The 23,093-nt window shown below is 63.7% G+C and carries 26 protein-coding genes; 16 read left to right on the top strand and 10 right to left on the bottom strand.

Annotated features, from left to right (window positions below):
- A partial coding sequence (locus LB552_RS23485; protein ID WP_224610559.1) for a hypothetical protein occupies positions 1-283 on the bottom strand: 283 nt, incomplete at its 3' end.
- On the opposite strand from LB552_RS23485, the gene LB552_RS23480 reads away from it, so the two are divergent.
- Positions 282-1,106 (top strand): hypothetical protein, encoded by an 825-nt coding sequence (locus LB552_RS23480; RefSeq protein ID WP_224610557.1) that lies wholly within the window; start codon positions 282-284, stop codon positions 1,104-1,106. The two genes, LB552_RS23485 and LB552_RS23480, sit on opposite strands and share 2 nt — an antisense overlap.
- Positions 1,107-1,505: 399 nt before the next feature.
- Positions 1,506-2,291: a GGDEF domain-containing protein gene (locus LB552_RS23475; RefSeq protein ID WP_095767192.1), complete on the top strand. Its 786-nt coding sequence runs from the start codon at positions 1,506-1,508 to the stop codon at positions 2,289-2,291.
- A gap of 49 nt (positions 2,292-2,340) precedes the next feature.
- Here LB552_RS23475 and LB552_RS23470 read toward each other — a convergent pair whose 3' ends face one another.
- On the bottom strand, positions 2,341-2,718 hold the full coding sequence (locus LB552_RS23470; RefSeq protein WP_095767060.1) for a hypothetical protein: 378 nt from the start codon (positions 2,716-2,718) through the stop codon (positions 2,341-2,343).
- Positions 2,719-2,958: 240 nt separating this feature from the next.
- Here LB552_RS23470 and LB552_RS23465 point away from each other — a divergent pair, with 240 nt between their 5' ends.
- The gene (locus tag LB552_RS23465) at positions 2,959-3,774 is read left to right on the top strand and encodes a sterol desaturase family protein (protein WP_224610555.1); all 816 of its coding nucleotides are present in this window, start codon (positions 2,959-2,961) and stop codon (positions 3,772-3,774) included.
- Positions 3,775-3,837: 63 nt separating this feature from the next.
- Here the strand turns inward: LB552_RS23465 and LB552_RS23460 are convergent, their stop codons facing one another.
- The 3 genes from LB552_RS23460 to LB552_RS23450 all read right to left on the bottom strand — a co-directional run bounded on the left by LB552_RS23460 (position 3,838) and on the right by LB552_RS23450 (position 6,717).
- On the bottom strand, positions 3,838-4,140 hold the full coding sequence (locus tag LB552_RS23460) for a DUF982 domain-containing protein (protein WP_224610553.1): 303 nt from the start codon (positions 4,138-4,140) through the stop codon (positions 3,838-3,840).
- Between the two features lie 181 nt (positions 4,141-4,321).
- Entirely contained in the window at positions 4,322-6,403 is a 2,082-nt protein-coding gene (locus tag LB552_RS23455) for an ATP-dependent helicase (protein ID WP_224610551.1), read from the bottom strand.
- A 146-nt stretch (positions 6,404-6,549) separates the two neighbouring features.
- Positions 6,550-6,717 carry a hypothetical protein gene (locus tag LB552_RS23450; RefSeq protein ID WP_181165039.1) on the bottom strand — a complete coding sequence of 56 codons (168 nt, stop codon included), beginning with the start codon at positions 6,715-6,717 and terminating at the stop codon, positions 6,550-6,552.
- A gap of 134 nt (positions 6,718-6,851) precedes the next feature.
- Here LB552_RS23450 and LB552_RS23445 point away from each other — a divergent pair, with 134 nt between their 5' ends.
- Positions 6,852-7,034, top strand: coding sequence for a hypothetical protein (locus LB552_RS23445; RefSeq protein ID WP_140846066.1), 183 nt, complete (start codon positions 6,852-6,854; stop codon positions 7,032-7,034).
- 253 nt (positions 7,035-7,287) lie between these two features.
- Here the strand turns inward: LB552_RS23445 and LB552_RS23440 are convergent, their stop codons facing one another.
- The gene (locus tag LB552_RS23440; RefSeq protein WP_224610549.1) at positions 7,288-8,256 is read right to left on the bottom strand and encodes a LysR substrate-binding domain-containing protein; all 969 of its coding nucleotides are present in this window, start codon (positions 8,254-8,256) and stop codon (positions 7,288-7,290) included.
- A gap of 111 nt (positions 8,257-8,367) precedes the next feature.
- On the opposite strand from LB552_RS23440, the gene LB552_RS23435 reads away from it, so the two are divergent.
- The 5 genes from LB552_RS23435 (at position 8,368) to LB552_RS23415 (ending at position 11,639) form a co-directional block, all read left to right on the top strand.
- Complete coding sequence (locus LB552_RS23435) at positions 8,368-9,201, top strand: hypothetical protein (protein WP_181174920.1); 834 nt, start codon at positions 8,368-8,370, stop codon at positions 9,199-9,201.
- Positions 9,202-9,260: 59 nt separating this feature from the next.
- The gene (locus LB552_RS23430) at positions 9,261-10,310 is read left to right on the top strand and encodes a DMT family transporter (RefSeq protein WP_224610567.1); all 1,050 of its coding nucleotides are present in this window, start codon (positions 9,261-9,263) and stop codon (positions 10,308-10,310) included.
- Positions 10,291-10,512: a hypothetical protein gene (locus tag LB552_RS23425; RefSeq protein ID WP_224544029.1), complete on the top strand. Its 222-nt coding sequence runs from the start codon at positions 10,291-10,293 to the stop codon at positions 10,510-10,512. Before LB552_RS23430 ends, LB552_RS23425 begins: the two co-directional genes overlap by 20 nt.
- A gap of 356 nt (positions 10,513-10,868) precedes the next feature.
- On the top strand, positions 10,869-11,318 hold the full coding sequence (locus LB552_RS23420) for a MucR family transcriptional regulator (RefSeq protein WP_140846068.1): 450 nt from the start codon (positions 10,869-10,871) through the stop codon (positions 11,316-11,318).
- Positions 11,319-11,321: 3 nt separating this feature from the next.
- On the top strand, positions 11,322-11,639 hold the full coding sequence (locus tag LB552_RS23415; protein ID WP_224544028.1) for a hypothetical protein: 318 nt from the start codon (positions 11,322-11,324) through the stop codon (positions 11,637-11,639).
- A gap of 94 nt (positions 11,640-11,733) precedes the next feature.
- Here the strand turns inward: LB552_RS23415 and LB552_RS23410 are convergent, their stop codons facing one another.
- The 3 genes from LB552_RS23410 to LB552_RS23400 all read right to left on the bottom strand — a co-directional run bounded on the left by LB552_RS23410 (position 11,734) and on the right by LB552_RS23400 (position 13,408).
- Positions 11,734-11,934: a hypothetical protein gene (locus LB552_RS23410; RefSeq protein ID WP_095767070.1), complete on the bottom strand. Its 201-nt coding sequence runs from the start codon at positions 11,932-11,934 to the stop codon at positions 11,734-11,736.
- Positions 11,935-12,224: 290 nt separating this feature from the next.
- Complete coding sequence (locus tag LB552_RS23405; protein ID WP_224610547.1) at positions 12,225-12,956, bottom strand: lysozyme inhibitor LprI family protein; 732 nt, start codon at positions 12,954-12,956, stop codon at positions 12,225-12,227.
- Positions 12,957-13,171: 215 nt separating this feature from the next.
- Positions 13,172-13,408 carry a hypothetical protein gene (locus LB552_RS23400; RefSeq protein ID WP_140846071.1) on the bottom strand — a complete coding sequence of 79 codons (237 nt, stop codon included), beginning with the start codon at positions 13,406-13,408 and terminating at the stop codon, positions 13,172-13,174.
- 137 nt (positions 13,409-13,545) lie between these two features.
- Here LB552_RS23400 and LB552_RS23395 point away from each other — a divergent pair, with 137 nt between their 5' ends.
- From LB552_RS23395 to LB552_RS23385, 3 genes are all read left to right on the top strand, one after another.
- Positions 13,546-15,423, top strand: a complete 1,878-nt coding sequence (locus LB552_RS23395) for an ABC-F family ATP-binding cassette domain-containing protein (RefSeq protein WP_224610545.1) — start codon at positions 13,546-13,548, stop codon at positions 15,421-15,423.
- Positions 15,424-15,542: 119 nt separating this feature from the next.
- Positions 15,543-15,737: a hypothetical protein gene (locus LB552_RS23390; protein ID WP_224610543.1), complete on the top strand. Its 195-nt coding sequence runs from the start codon at positions 15,543-15,545 to the stop codon at positions 15,735-15,737.
- A 175-nt stretch (positions 15,738-15,912) separates the two neighbouring features.
- Complete coding sequence (locus tag LB552_RS23385; RefSeq protein WP_224610540.1) at positions 15,913-18,018, top strand: molybdopterin-dependent oxidoreductase; 2,106 nt, start codon at positions 15,913-15,915, stop codon at positions 18,016-18,018.
- A gap of 29 nt (positions 18,019-18,047) precedes the next feature.
- Here the strand turns inward: LB552_RS23385 and LB552_RS23380 are convergent, their stop codons facing one another.
- On the bottom strand, positions 18,048-18,260 hold the full coding sequence (locus LB552_RS23380) for a hypothetical protein (RefSeq protein WP_224610538.1): 213 nt from the start codon (positions 18,258-18,260) through the stop codon (positions 18,048-18,050).
- 170 nt (positions 18,261-18,430) lie between these two features.
- Between LB552_RS23380 and LB552_RS23375 the strand changes: the two genes are divergently transcribed.
- From LB552_RS23375 to LB552_RS23360, 4 genes are all read left to right on the top strand, one after another.
- Entirely contained in the window at positions 18,431-19,918 is a 1,488-nt protein-coding gene (locus tag LB552_RS23375; RefSeq protein WP_224610536.1) for a winged helix-turn-helix domain-containing tetratricopeptide repeat protein, read from the top strand.
- 195 nt (positions 19,919-20,113) lie between these two features.
- Positions 20,114-20,890, top strand: coding sequence for a 4-hydroxy-tetrahydrodipicolinate reductase (gene dapB / locus LB552_RS23370; protein WP_224610534.1), 777 nt, complete (start codon positions 20,114-20,116; stop codon positions 20,888-20,890).
- Positions 20,891-21,108: 218 nt separating this feature from the next.
- A complete protein-coding gene (locus tag LB552_RS23365; protein ID WP_224525199.1) occupies positions 21,109-22,068 on the top strand; it encodes an ABC transporter substrate-binding protein in 960 nt (319 codons plus the stop codon).
- A 158-nt stretch (positions 22,069-22,226) separates the two neighbouring features.
- Positions 22,227-23,081, top strand: a complete 855-nt coding sequence (locus LB552_RS23360; RefSeq protein ID WP_224610532.1) for an ABC transporter ATP-binding protein — start codon at positions 22,227-22,229, stop codon at positions 23,079-23,081.
- The last annotated feature ends 12 nt before the right edge of the window (positions 23,082-23,093 follow it).

Here is a 23,093-nt window from a genome sequence, read left to right as displayed (position 1 = left end):
CGGCCGGCCCTCGGTGTCGCTCGACCTGGCACTGTTCCAGCGCTCCGAGGAAGGTCGCGCCTACGCCTGAGCGCTGCATGGTCCAGGCTTTTCCGCGAGCCGATTGTCGATCAAACTCGACCATCAAGGAAGACGCGGAATCAGCGAATTTTTCCTTGAAAAAAATGGAACCCTGACCGAGCCCGTTCGTATTCCCTTCATTCCCTCTCGCACAGGCATGCGCACGGACCCGGCAGTCCGGCGATGCAGTGCGAAAAAAAGTGGCAACGAAGGAGAATGCCATGAATGGTATCGTAGAAAAAATCGCCGGCACATTGATCGGCGGCATCGCCATTCTCGCCGTGCCGGCGAATGCCGCCGGTCTCGATATCGGCTTTGGTATTGGCAACACTGGCGTTGCGGCGGGTAGCCCGGGCGGCGCGAGCGCCGGCACGGGCTCCTCGATGGGCGGCTCAACCGGTCTCGGCACGGGCTTTGGCAGCAGCATCGGCGGCGTCGGCGTGGGCGGCACCGGCGGCTTCAACGCCGGCACTACTGGCTCGATCGGCGGCGTCGCGGGCACGACTACCGGGACAGGCACCTCGTTCGGTGCGACCGGCGGCATCGGCGGCACCGACACGGTGGGCGGCGCCAGCGGCTTAAACGCCGGCACCAGCGGCTCGATCGGCGGTGCCATGGGCACGACCACCGGCACCCCGTTCGGTGCGACGGGCAGCATCGGCGGCGTCGGCACAGTAGGTGGCGGCGGTGGCTTGAACGCCGGCACCAGCGGCTCGATTGGCGGTGCCATGGATACAACTACCGGCACCTCGTTCGGTGCGACCGGTGGCGTCGTCGGTACCGGCTCCGTGGGTGGCGGCGCCGGCGGCTTGAACGCCGGCACCAGCGGCTCGATTGGTGGTGCCACAGGCACAATCATCCCCAATACTGGTACCTCGTTTGGCGCGACGGGCGGCGTCGGCGGCACCGGCACGGTGGGCGGCTCCGGCGGCTTCAACGCCGGTATCGGCGGCTCGGCCGCCGGCTCCACCATAGGTTCCGGCAATACCTCGACCGGTGGCATCGGTGGCACCGTGGGTGGTTCGGGCCGCTCGACAGCCCACTAAAAGGAAAGGCAGAGCCCGCCGCCGTGGAGACGGGCCTGCCGGTTACTTCGCGTTATTGCTGCGCGCACCGAGCTTGCATTGAAGCCGATATTGTTCTCCCGCTGGACAATCGACCGGTTGCAGCGGGGCAATACCATGCAGCCAACGGCCAACCGGGAGCATCGGACCGGCCGTGAGGCTCCGCGGCACGCCTGCCGCATTGCCGGCTGCGGCCGGCGGTGCCTGACGAGGCCTCCGATCAGTCGGAGAGCCTTCCGCATCCGTGGTGGGCTTTCTGATTGCCTACCACGGCAGGCGGTGCCGACGGCGTATTAACCACACTTGCATTGAAGCTAATATGTTAGGACTTCTTTTGCGCTCGCGCTCCACAATAAGCGTGTTGCAGTGGGAGCAAAGGGCATGCGCATCGATTTGTCCCCGACAAGTTGGGGCAGGGTCGTGGTGGTCACCGCCGCCGGTACCGCCTTTTTCATTGCCGCCGCTTTCTTCGTCGATTCCTTCAATTTCCCCTCGCTGTCGCCGCAGGCGCTGCTTTGGGCGCAACTCACGGACCTTTTCCTGCCGCTTGTCCTTGGCGGCTCCTTCCTGTTCTTCCTGATGTGGAAGATGCGCCAGCTGGCCATCACGCAGAAGGAACTCGGCGTCATTGCCGCGACCGACAGCCTGACGGCGGTCTTCAATCGCGGTGCCTTCTCGATGCTGGTCGAAGCCTATCTCGAGCGGGCGCGCGACCAAACGGTCGCCGACACCGGCGCGCTGCTGATCGTCGATGCGGATCACTTCAAATCGATCAACGACCGCCTCGGTCACGATTGCGGCGACCAGGCGCTGAGGTTGATCGCCGCGACGATCAAGGGGCAACTGCACGGCGCCGACATTGTCGGACGCATCGGCGGCGAGGAATTCGCGGTCTTCCTGCCCGGCGCCGACGCCGCACGCTCCTTTCTGGTCGCCGAATCCATCAGGCGCCGCATCCGCGAGGCCGAGTTTGCGCCCGGCGGGCGGCCTTGGCCGCTTTCCGTGAGCATCGGCGGCACCGCCTTCAGCGGCCCGACCACCTACCATGACATGTTCCAGGTCGCCGACCGCCATCTCTACAAGGCCAAGTCCAATGGCCGCGACCAGGTGAGCTTCGAGATTCCGCGCGGCGGGCCGGCGGGCGATGCCGCCGGCACGGTCCACTGAATCCGAGGACAACGGTGCCTGCGGTTGAGCAGCGGCCTCTGCTGGCGGATCAACTGGCGCTCGACATCGAGATAGGCCTGATCGGGCCCGCCGCGGTCGGGGTCGACCCCGGCTGATGCACCACCGCCATCAGCATGCCGTGTTCGGCGAGCAGGTTCAGCCACTTCAGCGCTTCCCATTTAGGCGTCGCGCCGCCGCGGCCCGTGAGGCTGCGATTGATGTAGCCGGGATAGGAAAGCAGGCGCTTGCCCGCCGAGGCGCCGCAGGTGCCGATCCTGACCGCCTTGCCGTCGGCGGTGACCCAGGCATAGACGGCTTCGCCGAGTTCGCAGGCCTTCGGATCGGTTATCGTCACTCGGATCGACGACTTGTCCCGGCCAAGCCGCATTTCGGCCGCCGGCTTGAAACGCTCGCGATCGAGAAACATCCGCCCTCCCGATGCATGTCGCCGGAAGTGTGCAACAGTTCCGGGACAACAACATGCATCAAAACAAAGACTTAAAGCGCGTCCGCAACTGACATTGTGAACGGCAACCGTCCGTGTGGTGTTTCACGCAGCCGTCGAAAGTTTTCACGCGATTTCGCAGCGCCGCGTATGCCAGCAACGGTCCGTTCATTCTTTGGCGGCTAGTGTCGGAGACTGGCCTCAGCCGATCCGCGAGCGACCGTGTTCGATCTCATCGACTACAAGGCGGTGCTGGTCATCGCCCTCATCTTCATTCCGCTCGAGCAGCTCCTGCCGCTGCATGCCGAGCAATCGGCCACGCGCCGGCATTGGCTGAACGACGTCTTCTATCTGCTCTTCAACGGCATCGTCATCAAGTTCGGCCTGTTGCTGGTGATCGGCGCTGCGATGCTGGTGGTCCCGCGCGTCGTTCCCGAGGCGCTTTCGGCCGCCGTCCGGTCGCAGCCTTTATGGCTGCAGACGATCGAGGCTCTGCTCATCGCCGATATAGGCTTCTACTTTGCCCATCGCGCCTTTCACGCGGTGCCGTTCCTGTGGCGTTTTCACGCCATCCATCACTCGATCGAGGAGATGGACTGGCTGGCCGGCCACCGCGTGCATCCGGTGGATCAGATCCTGACCAAGTCGGCTTCGTTCCTGCCGCTCTTCGCCCTGGGTTTTTCCGGCGAAGCGGTTCTCATCTATGTGCTGATCTATCACTGGCAGTCGGTGTTCATCCACTCCAACACCCGCATCAAGTTCGGGCCGCTGAGATGGCTGATTGCCTCGCCGCAGTTTCATCACTGGCACCATGCCAACGAACGCCAGGCCTATGACAAGAACTTCGCCGGACAGTTGCCCGTCCTCGATCTGATCGGCGGCACCTTGTTCATGCCGCAACATATGCCGGAAAAATACGGCATCGACGAGCCGGTGCCGCAGCTCTATCACCAGCAGCTCGTCTATCCCTTCGTGACCGCGGCCGAACCGGTCGCGCCGATTGCAGAAACGTCGCCGGCGGCCGCGAAGCCGGAATGACGGCACGGAAAAACCCGCCACTGAAGGCGGGCTTTCCGGGAGGGCGGTCTTCTGTTGTAAAATTCAGGCGGCGAAGCCGCCATAGCCGCGCGCCACCGGCTTGACCGAGACGACCGGCTGCTCCGAAGGCCACAAGACGCCTGCCGTCACCGCGAAGGTGATCAGCGCATCGCGCGCGACCTCGACCGGGATTTCTCCATTCCGCGCGGCCTCGCAGGCCTTCACCGCGGCGCCATAGCTGAGGCGGCGGCGCGACGGCGGGAACTCGGTCAGGAAATCATGCATGTCGAACAGCGAGGCGATCATGCGCTTGTGGCCGGCGCCGACGCTGAGGGCGACCGGTGTGAAGAACGTCCTGTCGTGCATTCGGACCTCGTCAGTTGGCTGCGGAGGCGGCGAGCCTCCCTGGCTGGGGAAGGACGCCACACAACGCGGCTTGCGGCGGGAGGTTCCACGCATGCCGCTGTTTTCTCAAGGATGGCGTGCCCCCCGCTGACGGAGACAAATCGGGCTCTTTGCCTTGCAGTGGCTGGAACGGCCAGGCAGCCTATTTCCACATGCCGCGCATGCGGGCGCCGAGATCGACCTTGACGCCCGGCCGCTGGCGCGGGTCGTCCTTGAGCGCGGCGCTCGCCCAGGACGACTGCTCGAAGGCCGAAAGCATCGAGGCCGGGATGAAGCGCGTGCGCGAGGCATAGACGTGGCGGTCGCCGCGCGCCGCCTGGTTGTGCGGATAAAAGCGCTGCGGCACGACGAGATGCAGGCTGTCCTTGGCCCGGGTCATCGCCACATAGAGCAGGCGCCGCTCCTCCTCGATGTCCTCCTTGGTGCCGACGCCGAGATCGGCCGGGATGCAGCCGTCAACGGTGTTGAGCACGAAGACGTTCTTCCATTCCTGGCCCTTGGCCGAATGGATGGTCGATAGGATGAGATAATCCTCGTCGCGATGCGGCGGCCCGGCCTGGTCGCTTGTGGCGTCGGGCGGGTCGAGGGTGAGCTCGGTCAGGAAGCGCTCGCGCGACGGATAGGTCGATGCGATCTGCTCAAGCTGGAGGAGATCGGCCCGGCGCGTGATCGCGTCCTCATGGATGCGCTCCAGATGCGGCTCGTACCACAGCCTGATCCGCTCGAGGTCGGCCGGCCATTTGGCGCCGGCGCGTAAGCCGCCATAGATGTCGAGGAAGACCGGCCAGTCCTGCGCCGCGCGCTGCGGCGGCCGGAACCGTGCCAGGCCCAGCGTCTCGTCCAGCGACGTCGCCATGGCGTCGACGATCTGCGAGGCGGCGGAAGGGCCGATGCCCGGCATAAGCTGCAGCACGCGAAAACCGGCGACGCGGTCGCGCGGGTTCTCGGCAAAGCGCAGCATCGCCAGCATGTCCTTGACATGCGCGGCATCGAGGAATTTCAGCCCGCCGAACTTGACGAATGGAATGTTGCGGCGCGTCAGCTCCACCTCCAGCGGCCCGCTATGGCTCGAGGTGCGGAACAGCACCGCCTGCGCCTTCAGCGCCGTGCCAGCCTCGCGCTCGGCCAGGATCGCCTGGCATACATAGTTGGCCTGCTCGGCCTCGTCGCGCACGCTGACCAGTTGCGGCTTGTGCGAGGACCGGCGCTCGGTCCATAGATTCTTGGTGAAGCGCTCGCTGGCCTCGCCGATGACCTTGTTGGCGGCGGCCAGGATCGTCTCGGTCGAGCGGTAGTTACGCTCCAGCATGATCACCGCGGCTGCTTGCACGAACTGCTTTGGGAAATCGAGGATGTTGCGCACTTCGGCAGCGCGGAAGGAATAGATCGACTGCGCATCGTCGCCCACCACGGTCAGCCCGGCGCCGTCCGGCTTCAGCGCCAGAAGGATCGAGGCCTGCAGCCGGTTGGTGTCCTGGTATTCGTCGACCAGCACATGATCGAAGCGACCGCCGAGATGCGCCGCGATCTCCGGCTCGGCCGCCATCTGCGCCCAGTAGAGTAGCAGGTCGTCGTAATCGAGCACGTTCTGCGCCTGCTTGGCCTCGACATAGGCCGCGAACAGCTCTTTCAGCTGTTCGGCCCATCCTGAGCACCAGGGGAAGGCTGAGCCAAGCACTTCTCCCAGCGGCGCCTGCGCATTCACCGCCCGTGAATAGATCTGCAGGCAGGTGCCTTTGGTGGGGAAGCGGCTTTCGGTCTTCGAGAATCCCAGCTCGTGCCGCGCAAGGTTCATCAGGTCGGCCGAATCCTCGCGGTCATGGATGGTGAAGGCCGGGTCGAGGCCGATCTGCTCGGCATAGTCGCGCAGCAGTCGCGCGCCGATGCCGTGGAAAGTGCCGGCCCAGGCGAGTGCGTCGGCGATGATTGCCGCGTCGCGCCCCAGCACCTCGCCGGCAATGCGCTCGACGCGCTTGGCCATCTCGGCCGCCGCGCGGCGCGAGAAGGTCATCAACAGGATGCGGCGCGGATCGGCGCCCTTGACGATGAGATGGGCGACGCGATGCGCCAGCGTGTTGGTCTTGCCGGAGCCGGCGCCGGCGATCACCAGCAGCGGCGCCGCCACCTTGCCGTCGCCATGCATCACCGCCAGCCGCTGCGCATCGTTCAGCCGGCCAAGATAGGCGGGCGCCTCGAAGGACGAATCACGAGCGGCGATGTTCATCGCCCATCAAGCATCGTTTCCGCTTTGTTCGCAATAATTTCCTCGGCCCGCGCGAGGGGGGGAGAGGTGGCCGCGAAGCGGCCGGAGAGGGGCTGCGCCGGCATCCACGCTTCACCGGAAGGGGCTATTCCCAATCGAAAGAGCCGCTACCGCTTCGGCTCGACCCCCATCGCCGCCGACTGGCGCCGCAAATTGCGCCTCTCGTCGCCCGGCATATCCAGCGGCGCGACGTCTCCAGGCACCTCGTCGATGATCCTCACGGCGACGCGATAGGCGGTGTAGGCAAAAAGCCCGGCAAGCAGAAGGCGGACCATAATCAGTTTCCTCGTTGCGTTCGATTGGCTCGGGATTCCAACCGGACTCGGATCGGTTGGTTCCCGCCGGTCAACGCAACCAAACCGCCACCGCCCCGTTTGCCCCTCAAAGGAGCGAACGAGAGGAGGTCGTCATGAAGAAGCTTCCTGTGCTGCTGGCTCTTGCGGCAGGGCTCGTGCTCGCCGCCTGCGACAACAGCGTGCCGCCCACCAAGGCGCCGGGCGATGAAGTCAACCAGAACCCTCAGGTCGACAAGAACCCTGTGCCGAAATCGACCACCGGCGGCGATCAGCCGGGCACGCCGCCGAAGCAATAGGGCAGGGCATATCGTCGGGCTCAAACGAAGAAGGCCGGCGCTGCTTGGGAGGAAGCTGGGTAGCGCCGGCCAAGCGGGAAATCAGGCCCGCCGCACAACACAAGATAGCTGAGTCTCCGCTTCGCGTCATGGTGCGATCGCGGTAGCCGGCTATGGAGCCACCGGAAAATCACGAAATTTTGCAGGGCCCGTCATTGCGAGGCCTCCGATGGTGCGGGATTCGCTCAAGTGAGCATCCGTGGAAGACTGGCCTTCACGCCATCGCCACGCGCCGTACCGGCACGTTGGCGATCTCGATGTCCAACTGGCGCTGCGTCAGCGCCGCCTCGGCCATGATCCACCGCTTGAACAGCTCGACCTTGCGGGCGCCGACCGCCTTGATGGGGCTGACGAAATACCAACCCGCCGTGTTGGGATGGTGGACCGCGAAGGGGGCCACCAGCCGTTCGGCGCGGATGTCGCTTGCCATATAGGCGCGGTTGGCGACGGCAAAGCCCATGCCGGCATTGGCCGCTTCGTAGGACATCATGCAGCTATCGAAATAGACGCTCCTCGTTTCGTCAAGCACGAAGCTCGCGCCGGCAAAGCCCAGCCACGACTGCCAGTTCTGCGTGCACGTGTCAGAGTGTAGCAGCGTGAAGTAGCGCAGATCCTGCGGCACCACCTTCGACAGCGGTTTGTCGCCCAGCACCTCATGGAAGAGTTTGCGGCTGCACACCGGCGTCAGGTCTTCCTTGAACAGCAGCTCCGACGTGAGACCGGGGAAATTGCCGTCGCCATAACGGATTTCGAGGTCGTATTCCGAAGTCGAGAATTCATGCGTGGCGTAAGAGGTCGACACCCGCATCTCGATGTCGGGATATTGATGCTGGAAGGCCGAAAGCCGCGGAAACAGCCAGCGCGCCGCAAAGGTCGGCAGCACGCAGATCCGCAACACATGCGCCTGCGACTGGCCGGTTGCCTCCATGCTGGCCGCCACGATCCGCTCCAGCGCCTCGCGCACGCGCGCCACATAGGTCTCGCCCTCCGGCGTCAGCGACACCGCGTTGCCGCCGCGCTCGAAGATCTTGAAGCGAAGCTGGTCCTCCAGGCTCTTGACGCGCTGACTGACGGCGGAAGCGGTGATGAACTGCTCCTCGCCGGCACGCGTGAAATTCCTGTGCCTCGCGGCGCTCTCCACGATTTTCAGCGAATTGAGATTGACCTGACTGAGCAGTCGCACGGGGTTCGACCTTAAGCTGGGCTTACGCTACCACCAGCATTCCTAAATTTACAGGGGTAGGCGTTTAAATGACTGTTAACCAAGTGTTGCCCCCATCTTGGAGAAAATAGAATGAACGCCCATACAATTCCCGAACTGCGCTGTGCAATGAGCCGCGAGGCCATCATTGGTCATGAGACCTCCTGGAAAGTGTCGGGTTTCGGCGTCGCCCAGTATCGTCACGGTTACGACCCGGCTCTGCTTGCCGCTATCGAAGAAGCGGCGCTCAAATTGAAGGCCAGCCATGCCGTGCACAAGCACCTCGACCTCACCTTCATCACTGGTGCCGACCGCTATATTCCCGAGATAAAGGAGCTCTTGCACGACAAGCTGCGCCTGGAAAGATTGTCCGACATGATGGGAACCAAGCTCGAGCCCTATCCGCTGTCGATCGTCGGCTCGACCGTCACCTTCATGAATCCAAGGGATGGCGCGGTCGAATGGCATTGCGACGGCGTTCCGGTGACGGAGCTCATTCCGCTGTCGATCAGCGATCCTCTCATCGGCGGTCATCTGGAAATCTACTGCGACGATTCCGAGACCGGCCGCTCGATTCTGGAATCCGGCCGCGAGCTGCCGCGCAACAAGATCATGCGCATCGACCACAAGATGAACTACGCCACGCTCGGTCAGTTCCTCGGTGTGCTCCACCGCACCGCGCCGATCCAGCTCGGCGAGCGCGTCACCCTGGTGCTCAACCAGCGCTCGACGGCCAAACCCTATGTCGACGACAACCGCATGTTCTACCTCGCCGCCGACAACGACCATGACCGTGCCTGGGTGAACGAGCTGGCCGAGGATGTCTGGACCAACCAGCTGCCCGCCTACCGCCGCCATGCCGAGGAACATCCCGTGCCGCAGCCGACGGCGGAAGCGGTTTCCGGCGGGGCGAGGGAGTCTTGGTAATGACCGATGATCCGGTCGAGTGTCAGCCGCCTTCAGTGTCGCTGAGCCTCGGGCCGGTCATGCCGGAAAGCCAAAGCCTTTCCGGCGCCCTCGGCGCGGCGCTTGCCTTCGCCCTCGGCGCCGTGGCGCTGTGGGCGACCAACGCCCTGGTCGGCAAGACGTTGCTTGCCGTCTATCCGGTGTCGCAAGTGCAGTTCCTGCAATTTTGCGGCGCGACGATTGTTTTCGCGCTGATCCGGCTCTTTCCTTCCCCCTTTGTGGGGGAAGGTGGCCGAGCGAAGCTCAGTCGGATGAGGGGTGCTGGACGGATCGCCGACGCCGGAGTTCCTTCCAACACCCCTCATCCGTTTCGGCGCTTCGCGCCGATCCACCTTCTCCCACAAGGGGAGAAGGGAAATGCCGCGCTCGCCTATCTCGTCGGCTTCCTCGGCCTGGTCGGCACCATGGTCCTGCAATATATCGGCTTCGCCTCGGCGCCGGTCATCGAGGCGAACCTTGTCGCCTATACTTGGCCGCTGATGACTGCCGCGGCGGTCATCCTGCTTGGCAGGCCGCGGCGTCCGGTGTTGCTCGGGCTGGCGGCGGCGCTTGGTTTCGTCGGCGTGGCGCTGGTGATCTCCGGCGGCCGCGCGCATTTTTGGTCCAACGGGGCATGGTTCGAAGGCGGCAGCCTTGTCGGCTATCTCGCCGCTTTCGGCTCCGCTCTCTGCATGGCCTTCTACTCGTTCGCTGTCGGCCGCCTCGCCGTGTCGCCCGAGCGGCTGCTCCTGCCTTCGGCGCTGATCGGTGTCGCGCTCACCTTCGCCTGGTGCCTGCATGATGGCGTCGTGCGCCCGAGCGGCGCGCATCTTCTGCTCGGCCTCTATCTCGGCGCCGGCCCGATGGGGCTCGGCTATTATTTCTGGTCGCGCGCGGCAAAGCTCGACCACGGCGGCAGGATAGCGGTCGTCGCCTATCTGACGCCGATAGCTTCCACGTTTCTGCTGACGCTCTCGGGCGAAAGCTTGTCGATGACGGCTGTTGCCGGCGCCGTCCTCGTCATTGGCAGCTGCCTTGCGGTCGGCATCGAAGGTACGGAGAGCAGGCACAATGTCCAAAATGGCCGTTGACGAGGACGAACGCCGCGCCAGGCAGGAGGCGCACTGGCTGGTCAGGGAGTTTGGCGCGGAGGCGCCGCTCTATGCGGCCATGAAGGCCGAAAAGGCCATCGAGCAGAAGGACTTTAGCCGCTGCGCGCGCTGGAAGCGCGTGCTGGAGATCCTCGCGGAGAGGCCGCCTGCCGAGCTCAGGCGCGGTGTCGCCGCCGGATGAGCGATTTGCCATGGGGCCGCCGAATCGCGCATGGTCGAGCATTCGGCTGGTAGATTGCCGTTGCCGTGCTGGAACTTGGCCTGAACTTCGATTTTTCAGCAACTCCTACCGTAGGTTGAAGTTCTGTAGCCCCTTTTACCTATCCAGGCGGGCGGCCGGTGCTATAAAGCGTGCGCTATAGCTATTAGAATTCCTAACTTGCGCGTTTCCAATCCGTGTAGAAACATCACCCGGTATTGAGTCTCGTAGCTTTACTGACTCTGGACGGTCCGTTGGGGGACAGGTCCAATTCGATACACCGACGAAAGTCTTAAAAAAAGAGCTGGCGATTTGAGGGCCAGCAGAAGGTGAAAAAATTGTCCAACATCGACGACAAGACTGCAATCGAACTGACCGCCGACATTGTCTCGGCCTATGTCGGCAACAATCCGCTCCCTGCCTCCGGCCTGCCCGATCTGATCGCCAGCGTCAGCGCGTCGGTGCGCAGGCTCGCCACCGGCAGCGTTGTCAAGGAGGCGGTGGCGCAGACGCCCGCGGTCAACCCGAAGCGCTCGGTTTTCCCCGACCACATCGTGTGCCTGGAGGACGGAAAGAAGTTCAAGTCGTTGAAGCGTCACCTCGCGACCGATCATAACCTGACGCCGGACGAATATCGTGCCAAATGGGGCCTGCCCGCCGATTATCCGATGGTGGCGCCGAGCTACTCGGCCACCCGCTCGGCGTTGGCCAAATCCTCCGGCCTCGGCCGCAAGCCGGCCGGCGGCGACGCGGCCAGGAGCAAGGGCAAGCGTAAGGTCAAGGCCTGAGGCATGTTGCCCGCAACGGATGATGTCGCGCCATGGCCATTGCGCGACCATCTGGCCGACCTTGCCGCGTTGCGCCGCGGGATTGCTGCGCAGTGCTCAGTGAATGCGGCTCACGGCGTCAAGGCGCGGCGCATCCTGTTTTCGCTGGGCAGTCCGTCCGGCGACCTGCTTGCGGTGCTGGACGCGCTCGACCGGTTCGAGCGCGCCATCATCGAATGCGACGCTCCGCCGGTGATCGAGGCGCACAGGCTGGAATGTCTCGCCGTCCTTGAGCAATTCCAGAAAAAGTGTGAGCGGTTAGGCTCGGCGACTTCGGCGTAGCCTTTCCGCCCGGAACTGCGTCAAAACAGCGAGATAGAGCGATTTACCGTTTCTCGAAACGGTGAAACGCTCTGGACCGCCTTACGGCGAGCGCTCAGCCGAGGACCTGAGGCGGCTCCGCTGGCCGGACCTGCTTGGGGTCCTGCTCGTTGGCCAGGCTCTCCGCCTCGACAGCCGTCATCTCAAGAAGGTAGACGAGCATGTTGTAGCGCGTGCGCGAGAGCATCTTCGCCAGCTTGCGCGTGATTTCCGCGACATATCGCAACGTGCGTGGATCGTTGATCGCCGCGCCCATCGTGAGCTCCTGAATGCCAGAGCCAAGTTTTCTTGGATCAAGTTATCGTTGGCGCCAACTCACGACTCATGGCGCATCGGCAAGGTCGCAGGTTTGCGATAAAAACTGAAATCAATTTTTGATAAGCATCATGCTTGGGTCAGAAGATTTCGCCGCCTTTTTGGTGGTATCGTCTCTTGCTGCATCAATATTGAGCACGAGGCAAACTTGCGGTTGTCTGCTTGCGACGGGTTGATCTTTCCCCGGGAATGTTGATCGCCGTGGCAGTCAGGAGCGACGTCGGGTGCGGCTTAGTTCTTGTACGCGGAGCAGAAGGCGGGCGGGTTGTCGTTGCCGATCACGGCGCAGCCGCGCTTGATTTCGTCGATCATCATGTCGCACGCGTTCTGCCCGTTGCAGGGCGGATTGGTCGCCGGCGACACCTGGACGCATTGCGAGACATACTGGTCCGACTTCGCCTTTCCCGCGGATTGCACGCATGGCCGCGTGTCGTTCCGGCTTGGCTGTGCAGCGGCGGGTTTCGCAGACGCCGTGCCAGCCGTCGCAGGTGTGGCGCCAGCCGTCGCAGGCGCGGCACCGCCGCCGCTTTGCGGCACGCAGGAGAGGTCGCCTTCGTGGCATTGCAACTGGTGCTGTAACTGCGCCAGCCGCGCCTTCGTCAAGTCCTGTCTGCAGGTCTCGACGAGGGTCGCATATACCGAGCCATCGGCATAGGGCTCGGTGCGGAAGGCGCATTCCTTGTCGCGGAACGGGATCCAGGCGCGCTGCGCCTCGCGCAGGCGCCTCAGGTCGGCGGGAGCCAGACGTCCCGCCAGCTCCTTGTAGACTGCATTGAGCCCCGCGTCCGCCGAAGCGGCATTCGCGGCCGTGCAGGTCGCAAGGTCGGCCTGCGTCTTCGCTGCCGCGCAGTCGATGGTTGCCGCACGGGCGGCGGGAGTGGTGGGAAGCATGGTCAGGCCGGCGACGACTGCGAAAATCGCGACCGCCAGCGAGGCCGAAAGGAGCGAGGTCTTGGCTGACATCTGATCTGTCCTCTGCTTGAGCCGAACCCGCCGCTCGCGCCAGCATAGGTTGAGACAACCGCGGCGATCAACGCCAAACCTGTGACGTGGCAAGCAAAGTGTGACCGGGCGAAAGCAGAGGAACGAACAATCCTTCCTTGAGGGGAGACATTCCGGCAGGCCGGCAGGATAGAAGGGCGTGTCCGCCAGCCTCTTCGTCAATCATAAGGCGAAGCCTAGGATGCTTTTCCGGAATCGATTTGGATCAACAGGTGTTTCGGCTCCCGCGTCTCCAGCCGGTTCGCAATCTTGGCCGCTTGGGGCGAGATTGGTTGGCCCTGCAGCCCGCTCGCGGGTTCAGCGGCGAGAGCAATGTGAGCGGTCTCGTCTTCGAACAGAACCACCTGCGTCGCCAGCGCGGTTGTCGTGGCGACCTGGAAGAAAATGAAGGCGAGGGCGAGATAGCGGATCACGGGCTCCAAAACGCTCCGGCAGGCAACTGGTTCCAGTCCGTCGAGTTTTTGCCGAATGGCCGTAGACAGCGCGCGGAGGGCCCTCGTCCAGGCGCTGGCTCTTGCGAAGCGTCGATGTCCCGTGCAAAAGCCCGCTTATGCTTATCATCAACGACCTTACGCTGCGCATGGCGGGGCGGCTGCTTCTCGATCATGCCTCATTGACGCTGCCGGCCGGCACCAAGGCCGGCCTCGTCGGCCGCAACGGCACCGGCAAGACCACGTTGTTCAAGGCGATCACCGGCGATTTCCCTTCGGAGACGGGCTCTATCAGCCTGCCGAAGAGCACGCGCATCGGCCAGGTCGCGCAGGAAGCGCCCGGAACCGAGGAGCCGCTGATCGACATCGTGCTGAAGGCTGATGTCGAGCGCCAGGCCTTGCTCGAAGAAGAAAAGACCGCGACCGATCCGCATCGCATCGCCGAGATCCACACGCGGCTGGCCGATATCGACGCGCATTCGGCCGAATCCCGCGCGGCCACCATCCTTGCCGGCCTCGGCTTCGACGATGCCGCGCAGAAGCGTCCGGCCTCGTTCTTCTCCGGCGGCTGGCGCATGCGCGTGGCGCTGGCCGCGGTGCTCTTCTCCGAGCCGGACCTGCTCCTGCTCGACGAGCCGACCAACTATCTCGACCTCGAAGGCACGCTGTGGTTGGAGAACTATGTCTCCAAATATCCCCAAACGGTCTTGCTGATCTCGCACGACCGCGACCTGCTCAACCGCGCCGTCAACTCGATCGTCCATCTCGATCAGAAGAAGCTGACCTTCTGGCGCGGCGGCTACGACCAGTTCGAGCGCCAGTACACCGAGCAAAAGGAACAGCAGGAGAAGGGCCGCATCAAGCAGGAAGCCGCACGCAAGCATATGGAATCCTTCGTCGAGCGCTTCCGCGCCAAGGCCTCCAAGGCCAGGCAGGCGCAGTCGCGCATCAAGGCGCTGGAAAAGATGAAGCCGATCGCGGCGATCGTGAACGACACGGTGCGGCCGTTTTCCTTTCCCGAGCCGGTGAAGACGGTCGCTTCGCCGATCGTTGCGCTCAACAACGTCAGTGTCGGTTATACGCCCGGTGAGCCGATCCTGAAGAAGATGACCTTGCGCATCGATGCCGATGACCGCATCGCGTTGCTCGGCGCCAACGGCAACGGCAAGTCGACCTTCGCCAAGCTTCTGTCCGGTCGGCTGAAGCAGGAGACCGGCACGATGACGGTGGCGCCGGGGCTGAAGGTGGCGATCTTTGCCCAGCACCAGCTCGACGATCTCAGGCCTGAGGAAAACGCCTACGAGCATGTTCGCAGGCTGATGCCGGAGGCGCCGGAATCGAAGGTGCGCGGCCGTGTCGCCCAGTTTGGGCTTACCACCGAGAAGATGAACACCGCCGCCAAGGATCTGTCCGGCGGCGAGAAGGCGCGGCTGTTGATGGGGCTGTCGGCCTTCGAGGGGCCGAACTTGTTCATCCTCGACGAGCCCACCAATCACCTCGACATCGACAGCCGTGAATCGCTGATCCATGCGCTCAACGATTTTCCGGGCGCGGTGATCCTGATCTCGCACGATCGGCATCTGCTCGAGGCGACGGCCGACCGGCTGTGGCTGGTCAAGGACGGCGCGGTCAATCCCTATGACGGCGACCTGGAGGATTATAAGACGCTGGTCACCGGCGTTTCCGCCAACCGCCGTGAGCAGAAGGAGGCGGACAAGGCGTCCAAGGCCGATCGCCGCCGCGAGGCGGCCCAGCGCCGTGCGGCACTGGAGCCTTTAGCCAAGGAAATCCGCGCCACCGAGGCGCTCATGGACCGCATCCGCAAGCGCATCGACCTGATCGAGGACGAGCTTGCCAATCCGGCGGTCTACGAAAAGGACCCCTCGACCGCGACGCAGCTCGCCAAGGAGCGCTCGCAACTTGCGCAGACGCTGGCGCAAAACGAGGACAAGTGGCTGACGATGTCGGCGGAGTATGAGGAAGGGATCGCGGAGTAACGCTATTTCCCTTCTCCCCTTGTGGGAGAAGGTGGATCGGCGCGCAGCGCCGAGACGGATGAGGGGTGTTCCAGCGGAGTGAGACGCTGGAATTGGGTAAAGCGGTGCGGGAAACGTCGATGTCCAGAAAATTGTGGATCAATGCAGGCAGCCTTCTGGCGGTCGACTCGAACGCAAGTGTCAAATGCCCGGAATGTGGCGAAGCGGACCTCAAAGTTTTCGACACCAAGGCAGGCGAAGATCATATCGAGCGGCACATGCGCTGCCCGAAATGCGGCGCTTATTGCGCGCTGTATAAAAACATCACTGAGTAGCCGACATTAGGTTTGATTCCAGCTTCGCAGTTGCCTTGCAAGACAACCGCCTCATTTCTTCCAACACCCCTCATCCGTCTCGGCGCTACGCGCCGATCCACCTTCTCCCGCAAGGGGAGAAGGGGGAGCCCATCTGGCCCTACACCTCTCCTCCAAAACCCGCTACACACTTCGCATGAACCAGCACGCCAAGCTCCGGATCGGCCATTCGGCCTGTCCGCATGATTGCCCCTCCACCTGCGCCCTCGAAGTCGAGCTGCTCGATGACAACCGCATCGGCCGCGTCCACGGCGCCAAGGCGAACAGCTATACGGCGGGTGTCGTCTGCGCCAAGGTCGCGCGCTATGCCGACCGCGTCCACCATCCCGACCGGCTGCTGAAACCGCTGGTGCGCGCCGGCGCCAAGGGCGAGGGCGCCTGGAAGGAAGCCAGCTGGGAAGCAGCCCTCGACCTTGTGGCGGAAAAATTCATTGCAGCCGAAGAAAAATACGGCTCGGAGACGGTCTGGCCTTATTTCTACGCCGGTACGATGGGGCTGGTGCAGCGCGACGGCATCCAGCGGCTGCGCCACGCCAAGAAATACTCGGGCTTCTTCGGCTCGATCTGCACCAATCTCGCCTGGACAGGCTGGATGATGGGGGCGGGCGCGCTGCGCGGGCCCGATCCGCGCGAGATGGCCAAATCCGACTGCGTGGTGATCTGGGGCACCAATGCCGTGGTCACCCAAGTCAACGTGATGACCCATGCGACAAGGGCGCGCAAGGAGCGTGGGGCCAAGATCGTCGTCATCGACATCTACGACAACGCCACGATGAAGCAGGCCGATCTCGGCCTGGTGCTGAAGCCCGGCACCGACGGCGCGCTCGCCTGCGCGGTCATGCATGTGCTGTTCCGCGACGGGCTGGCCGACCGCGCCTATCTCGAGAAATACACCGATGATCCGCGCGGGCTGGAAGAACATTTGCGGACGCGCACACCCGAATGGGCGGCCGCCATAACCGGGCTATCGGTCGCCGAGATCGAGGCATTCGCCCGTCTCGTCGGCAACACCAAGAAGACCTACTTCCGGCTCGGCTACGGCTTTGCCCGCCAGCGCAACGGCTCCGTCAACATGCATGCCGTCTCCTGCATCGCCGCCGTCACTGGTGCCTGGCAGTATCAGGGCGGCGGCGCCTTCCACTCCAACTCCGGCATCTTCCAACTGAACCAGGACGTTCTGGAAGGCACCGCGATGCGCGACCCGAAGGTGCGCTATCTCGACCATTCGCGCATCGGCCCGGTGCTGACGGGCGCGGCCGACGCGCTCTATGGCGGTCCCCCGGTGACGGCGATGCTGATCCAGAACACCAATCCGGCCAATGTCGCGCCGGAGCAGCGGCTGGTGAGAAAGGGTTTTCTGCGCGAGGATTTGTTCACCTGCGTGCATGAGCAGTTCATGACCGACACGGCCAAGCTCGCCGACCTCGTGCTGCCGGCGACGATGTTTCTGGAGCATGACGACATCTACAAGGGCGGCGGCAACCAGCACATCACGCTGGGTCCCAAGCTGATCGAGCCGCCGGAGGGGCCGCGAACCAACCACTATGTCAATGAGGAGCTCGCCAAGCGCCTCGGCGTCGGCGACCGTCCGGGCTTCGGCCTGACCGAGCGCGAGCATATCGACATCATCCTCGGCAAGCGCGGGCTCGGCAGCTTCGACAGCCTGAAGGCTGAGAAATGGGTCGACCTGCAGCCCGGCTTCGACGACGCGCATTTCATCAACGGCTTCGGCCATGCCGACAAGAAATTCCACTTCCGGCCCAACTGGACCGGGCAGTCGGCGCCCAACCGGCCGCCGAAAAGCATGGGCCTGTTCGGCCCGGTGGGACGGCTGCCGGAATTCCCCGATCATGTCGAGCTGATCGAGATCGCGGACGAGGAGCATCCGTTCCGGTTGGCGACCTCGCCGGCGCGCAATTTTTTGAACTCGACTTTTGCCGAGACGCCAGTGTCGAAGGCCAGGGAAGGCCGGCCCGAATTGTTGCTCCATCCCGAAGATGCCGTGGCGCTCGGCATCGAGGATGGCGGCCGCGTCGAGGTCGGCAACCGGCGCGGCGACGTGGTGCTGCACGCAAAATTTTTCGACGGTGTGAAGCGCGGTGTGGTGATCGCCGAAGGCATCTGGCCGAACAGCGCGCATGAGCGCGGCGAAGGCATCAACGTGCTGACCGGCGCCGATGCGCCCGCGCCCTATGGCGGCGCCGCCGTCCATGACAACAAGGTGTGGCTCAGGGCGCTTTGACCCACTTCGCGGTCTGCCATTGCTTGCGCTCACCAAGTGGGATCTCGGCGTTCGAGATCATCGTCCGGGACGATCCGCGATTGGCGCGCAAGACTGGCGTAGGGATCCACGTAAGCCATCTTGAGTGCGTCGCCTACCAAACCGGATATGGCATTGAGCGATGCGCCGAGCCTCGGAAAGTCTCGCCGCAGCAGTTTAAGGCGTCGGACTATGATCGGGCCTGTGGTGAGGATGTCAGCCATGATGTCCTCCTGTAACGGCGACAATGGCGCTGCCTCCCACGCAGGTCCTTGGCTTGAACCTGAAGAGACCTGCACGGCTCTGAATTTGCCTGACGCGAAGAATCCCGAACGGCCCTGAAGTTCGCCTTCAGGGTTATCTTGGACTATCCTCCCCGCGAGGGTGGTGGCCAATGGACTTGGAGTTTGGGAACTATCGTTTGAGACGAGCCGAACGGCAGTTGCTAGGCCCGAAAGGGCCGGTGGAGCTTTCGGCGCGTTCCTTCGACATCCTCGCCATGTTGCTCGACAGACCCGACGAGGTGATCGGCAAGACCGAACTTCTAGATGCGGTCTGGTCCGGCGTGGTGGTGGAGGAGAATACGCTGCAGGTCCACATTTCGGCGCTGCGAAAATTGCTGTCTGCCGAGATTATCGCAACCGTGCACGGTCGCGGCTATAAATATGCAGGCCCCAGGCCCTTCGCGGTTAAGGCGGATGTTACGCGGTCGTTCAGACCGTCCATCGCCATACTTCCTTTCGACAATATGAGCGGCGATCCGGAGCAGGATTATTTCAGCGACGGCATCACCGAGGACATCATCGCCGAGCTTGGCAAGTATAAGGAGTTTCTGGTCATCGCGCGGAACTCCTCCTTCCAGTTCCGCGGCAAGGCGCATGATCCGGCGGAGGTGGCGAGCAAGCTTGGCGTCCAATACGTCGTCGAAGGCAGCGTGCGGAAGATCGGCAACAGGGTGCGGATCGCCGTGCAGCTAACCGATGCGTCGTCGATGGCTCATATCTGGGGCGAACACTACGACCGGGAACTCGACGACATTTTCGCCATCCAGGATGAAATCACCCGGATGATCGCGGCGCGTCTGGCTCGGCAGGCCAGAACCGCGATTTCGTCGCGCGCCAGAGGCCGCCCGACCAACAACATGTCGGCCTATGAGTTTTATCTGCGGGCGCTGCAACTGGCCGCGGTCTATGACACTGTGCTCGAAGCGGAACCATTTCTGCGCCAGGCGGCAAAGCTCGATCCGCAGTTTGCTGCCGCCCATGCCATGCTCAGCTTTGTGGAGTCGATCAAGTACTATTGGGACTACAACAATCCCGGCCATTTGCATTCCGGACTGGCGATCGCAAGAACGGCGTTGGACCTTGATCCCGACGAGGCCTATGGGCATCTCGCCACCGGCTTCGCTCACTTGTACCTGCGCCAGTTCAAACAGGCTGAATTCAGCCTTGACCGGGCCGTCGCGCTCAATCCGAACGATCCATTCATTCTTAGTATCCGCGCTATTTTCCTCAATCACACGGGCAGGCCGGAGGAGGGGCTTGACGAGATAGCCGAAGCCCAGCGCCGCGACCCATACGCCGTGGGATGGTATGACGACTTCCGTGGCGTCCTTCTGACGACGGCCGGACGATATCGCGAGGCAGTCGTCTGCTACGCGAAAATGGCGACTGTAACACCGTGGTCGCTCATCCGTCTTGTCATCTGCCATTCCGAACTCGGCGAAATCAGGCAAGCGCAAGAGGTCCTGGCAAAGGTAAAGGCGCATTATCGCGGACTAAGCCTCGACCAGATCATCGATACCGAAGTGGATTTCTACCAGGATGCCGCCATATGCGGGCGCTATCGCGCGATCCTCGATCATGTTGACAAGGCGCAATAGCGCCGTCGCGGCCCGTAGCCTTGCTACTTCGCCGCCTGCGCGTCCAGCGTCTTGATCTCGTCCGCGGCCGCCTTCACATTCGTGTACAGTTCGCTCTCGTCTCGCCCCGTTTGCCGTGGCCTGCAGTCGTTTGAATCAATTTGCCAAGGCGGCGTGCTAGAGGATTGTTCCGACTCAGTTTTCGACAGGATCGCCATGCCGCAGCCGCTCAGGATAGCCATCGCCGGCGCGCTCGGCCGCATGAGCCGGCAGATGGCGGAAGCCGTCGCGGCCGATCCGCGGCTGCAGCTCGTCGCGCGCTTCCATCGACCGGGCAGCATGGGCGAGGGGCAGGTCGAGCGCGACGAAGCGCTGGCGCTTGCCGATGTGGTCGTCGACTTCACCATGCCCGCGGCTTCCGCCGAACTGGCCAAGGCCTGCGCGGCGCGCGGCGGTCCGGCGCTGGTAATCGGTTCGACCGGCTTCAGCGCCTCGGAACTGGCGGCGATTGCCGACGCCGCGAAGAAAGTCGCCATCATGCGCTCCGGCAGCTACTCGCTCGGGCTCAACATGCTGACCGGCCTGGCCGAGCAGGCGGCAAGGGCGCTTGCCGCCGACGACTGCGACATCGAAATTTTTGAAGCGCATCATCGCATGAAGGTCGATGCGCCGTCCGGGACGGCGCTGATGCTGGGCGAGGCGGCCGCGCGAGGACGTGGCGTCGTGCTGGACGATGTGGCGAGACGCACCCGCGATGGCCTCGTTGGTCCGCGCAATGCCGGCGAGATCGGCTTTGCCGTTATGCGCGGCGGCAGCATCGTCGGCGAGCACAGCGTCAGCTTCCTGAGCGACGGCGAGAGGCTCACGCTTTCGCATGCCGCCGGCGACCGCTCAATGTTCGCCCGCGGCGCCATCGCGGCTGCGCTCTGGCTCGCCGGACGGCCGCCCGGCGAATACGACATGCGCGATGTGCTGGGCTTCACTGCCTTGTGACCGGAAACCCCGCCGGACTCCATTCCACGGCTGCTAAAGCGGCTGAAAGCCAGCTGAAAGCTTGGCCATGCCATGACAGTTTTGTGGCGGTCGCCACATGAACGGCCTGGGAGCGGCCGACAGGAGGAATGCGGCGCGGCGCGCCGCCCAGTGGAGGAAGACTAGTGACCCGTTTCATCTCTAAACGCGCCCTGCGTTCAGTGGCGCTGACGCTTGCCATGATTGGCGCTGGCGCATCGACGGCATCGGCAGCCGACAAGATCACCATCATCGTCGGCGGCATGGAAAAGCAGATCTATCTGCCGGCCGTGCTCACCCAGCAGCTCGGCTACTTCAAGGACGAGGGGCTGGACGTGGAGTTGGTGAACTCCCGCGCGGGCGTCGAGGCCGAGAATGAGTTGCTGGCCGGCGCCGTGCAGGGCGTCGTCGGCTTCTACGACCACACCGTCGACCTGCAGTCGAAGGGCAAATACATCCAGTCGATCGTGCAGTTCAGCCAGGCGCCGGGCGAGGTCGAGCTGGTCTCGGCCAAGCACCCGGAAATCAAGTCGCCGGCCGACTTCAAGGGCGCGACGCTCGGCGTCACCGGCCTCGGCTCCTCGACCGATTTCCTGACACAGTATCTCGCGGTTCGCAGCGGCCTGAAGCCGGGCGACTACACGCTGCTTCCCGTCGGCGCCGGCAACACTTTCATCGCCGCCGTCAAGCAGGACCAGATCCAGGCCGGCATGACCACCGAGCCGACCATCGCTAAGCTGCTCCAGACCGGCGAGGCGAAGGTCCTGGTCGACATGCGCACGCCCGAAAAGACCAAGGCGGCGCTCGGCGGCGACTACCCGGCTGCCTCGTTCTACGTCCAGTCGAGCTGGCTCGAAGGTCACAAGGACGAGGCGCAGAAGCTCGCCAACGCCTTCGTCAAGACGATGAAGTTCATCGCCGGCCATTCGGCCGAGGAGATCGCCGACAAGATGCCGAAGGACTATTACGCCGGCAGCAAGGACCTCTATGTTCAGGGCCTGGCAGGCGGCAAGGCGATGTTCACGCCGGATGGTCGCATGCCGGCCGATGGACCGCAGACCGTGCTGAAGGTTCTGTCGACCTTCTCGAAGAGCCTGCAGGGCAAGCAGATCGACCTATCGAAGACCTACACGACCGAGTTCGTCGACGCGGCGAAGTAGGCGCCGGCAGGCGAGGGCGGACGGACCCCGTCCGCCCTCGAAAAGCAAGAGCTTGCGTCGGCCGACTGATCAATTCGGCGGCCGCGTTCCCGGATGCCGGCGAGCAGGCCCGCGGGCCCGGATCGCGCCATCCCGCACCACCACAACAGGAGTGTGCCATGCAATCGCAGACCATGGCGGCGGAGAAACTGTCTCCCGCCGCGCCGCCGGCTGACGCAGCGATAGCCATCGACGATGTGACGCTGCGCTTCGTCACGCCGGACGGCCACATGATGACGGCGATCCGCGATTTCACCATGACGGTGGCGCGCGGCGAGTTCGCCTGCGTCGTCGGCCCGACCGGCTGCGGCAAGTCGACGACGCTCAACCTCGTCACCGGCCTGTTGCGTCCGACCACCGGCAATGTCCGTGTCATGGGCAATCCGGTCACCGACATCAGCCGGGATATCGGCTTCGTCTTCCAGGCCGACGCGCTGTTTCCGTGGCGCAGCGTCCTCGACAACGTCGCCGCCGGTCCGCTCTTCCGCGGCGTGCCGAAGAAAGAAGCCTATGAGAAGGCGCGCGACTGGATCGGCCGGGTCGGCCTTTCGCGGTTCGAGAAGCACTATCCGCACCAGCTTTCGGGCGGCATGCGCAAGCGCGCGGCGCTTGCCCAGACCTTCATCAACCAGCCCAAGATCCTGCTGATGGACGAGCCCTTCAGCGCGCTCGACATGCAGACCCGCACGGCAATGCAGGACGAATTGCTGGACCTCTGGTCGGGGCTGAGATCATCCGTCGTCTTCGTCACGCACGATCTGGAGGAAGCGGTGGCGCTGGCCGACAAGGTCTATGTGCTCACAGCCGGTCCGGGCACGGTGAAGAGCGTCTACCACATCGACCTGCCGCGCCCGCGCGTCATGTCCGACATTCGCTACGACCCGAAATTCATCGAGATTGCCAAGGTGATCTGGAACGATCTGCGTGAGGAAGTGCAGCTCGGCCAAAGCCGTGGCTTGCAAGCGAGCCATTGAAAGGAGACTGCC

The organism is Mesorhizobium sp. CA7 (genome assembly GCF_020165015.1).
Classification (GTDB): Bacteria; Pseudomonadota; Alphaproteobacteria; order Rhizobiales; family Rhizobiaceae; genus Mesorhizobium.
Note: the sequence above shows the minus strand (reverse complement) of the source record. Positions and strands in the feature narration are given on the sequence as shown.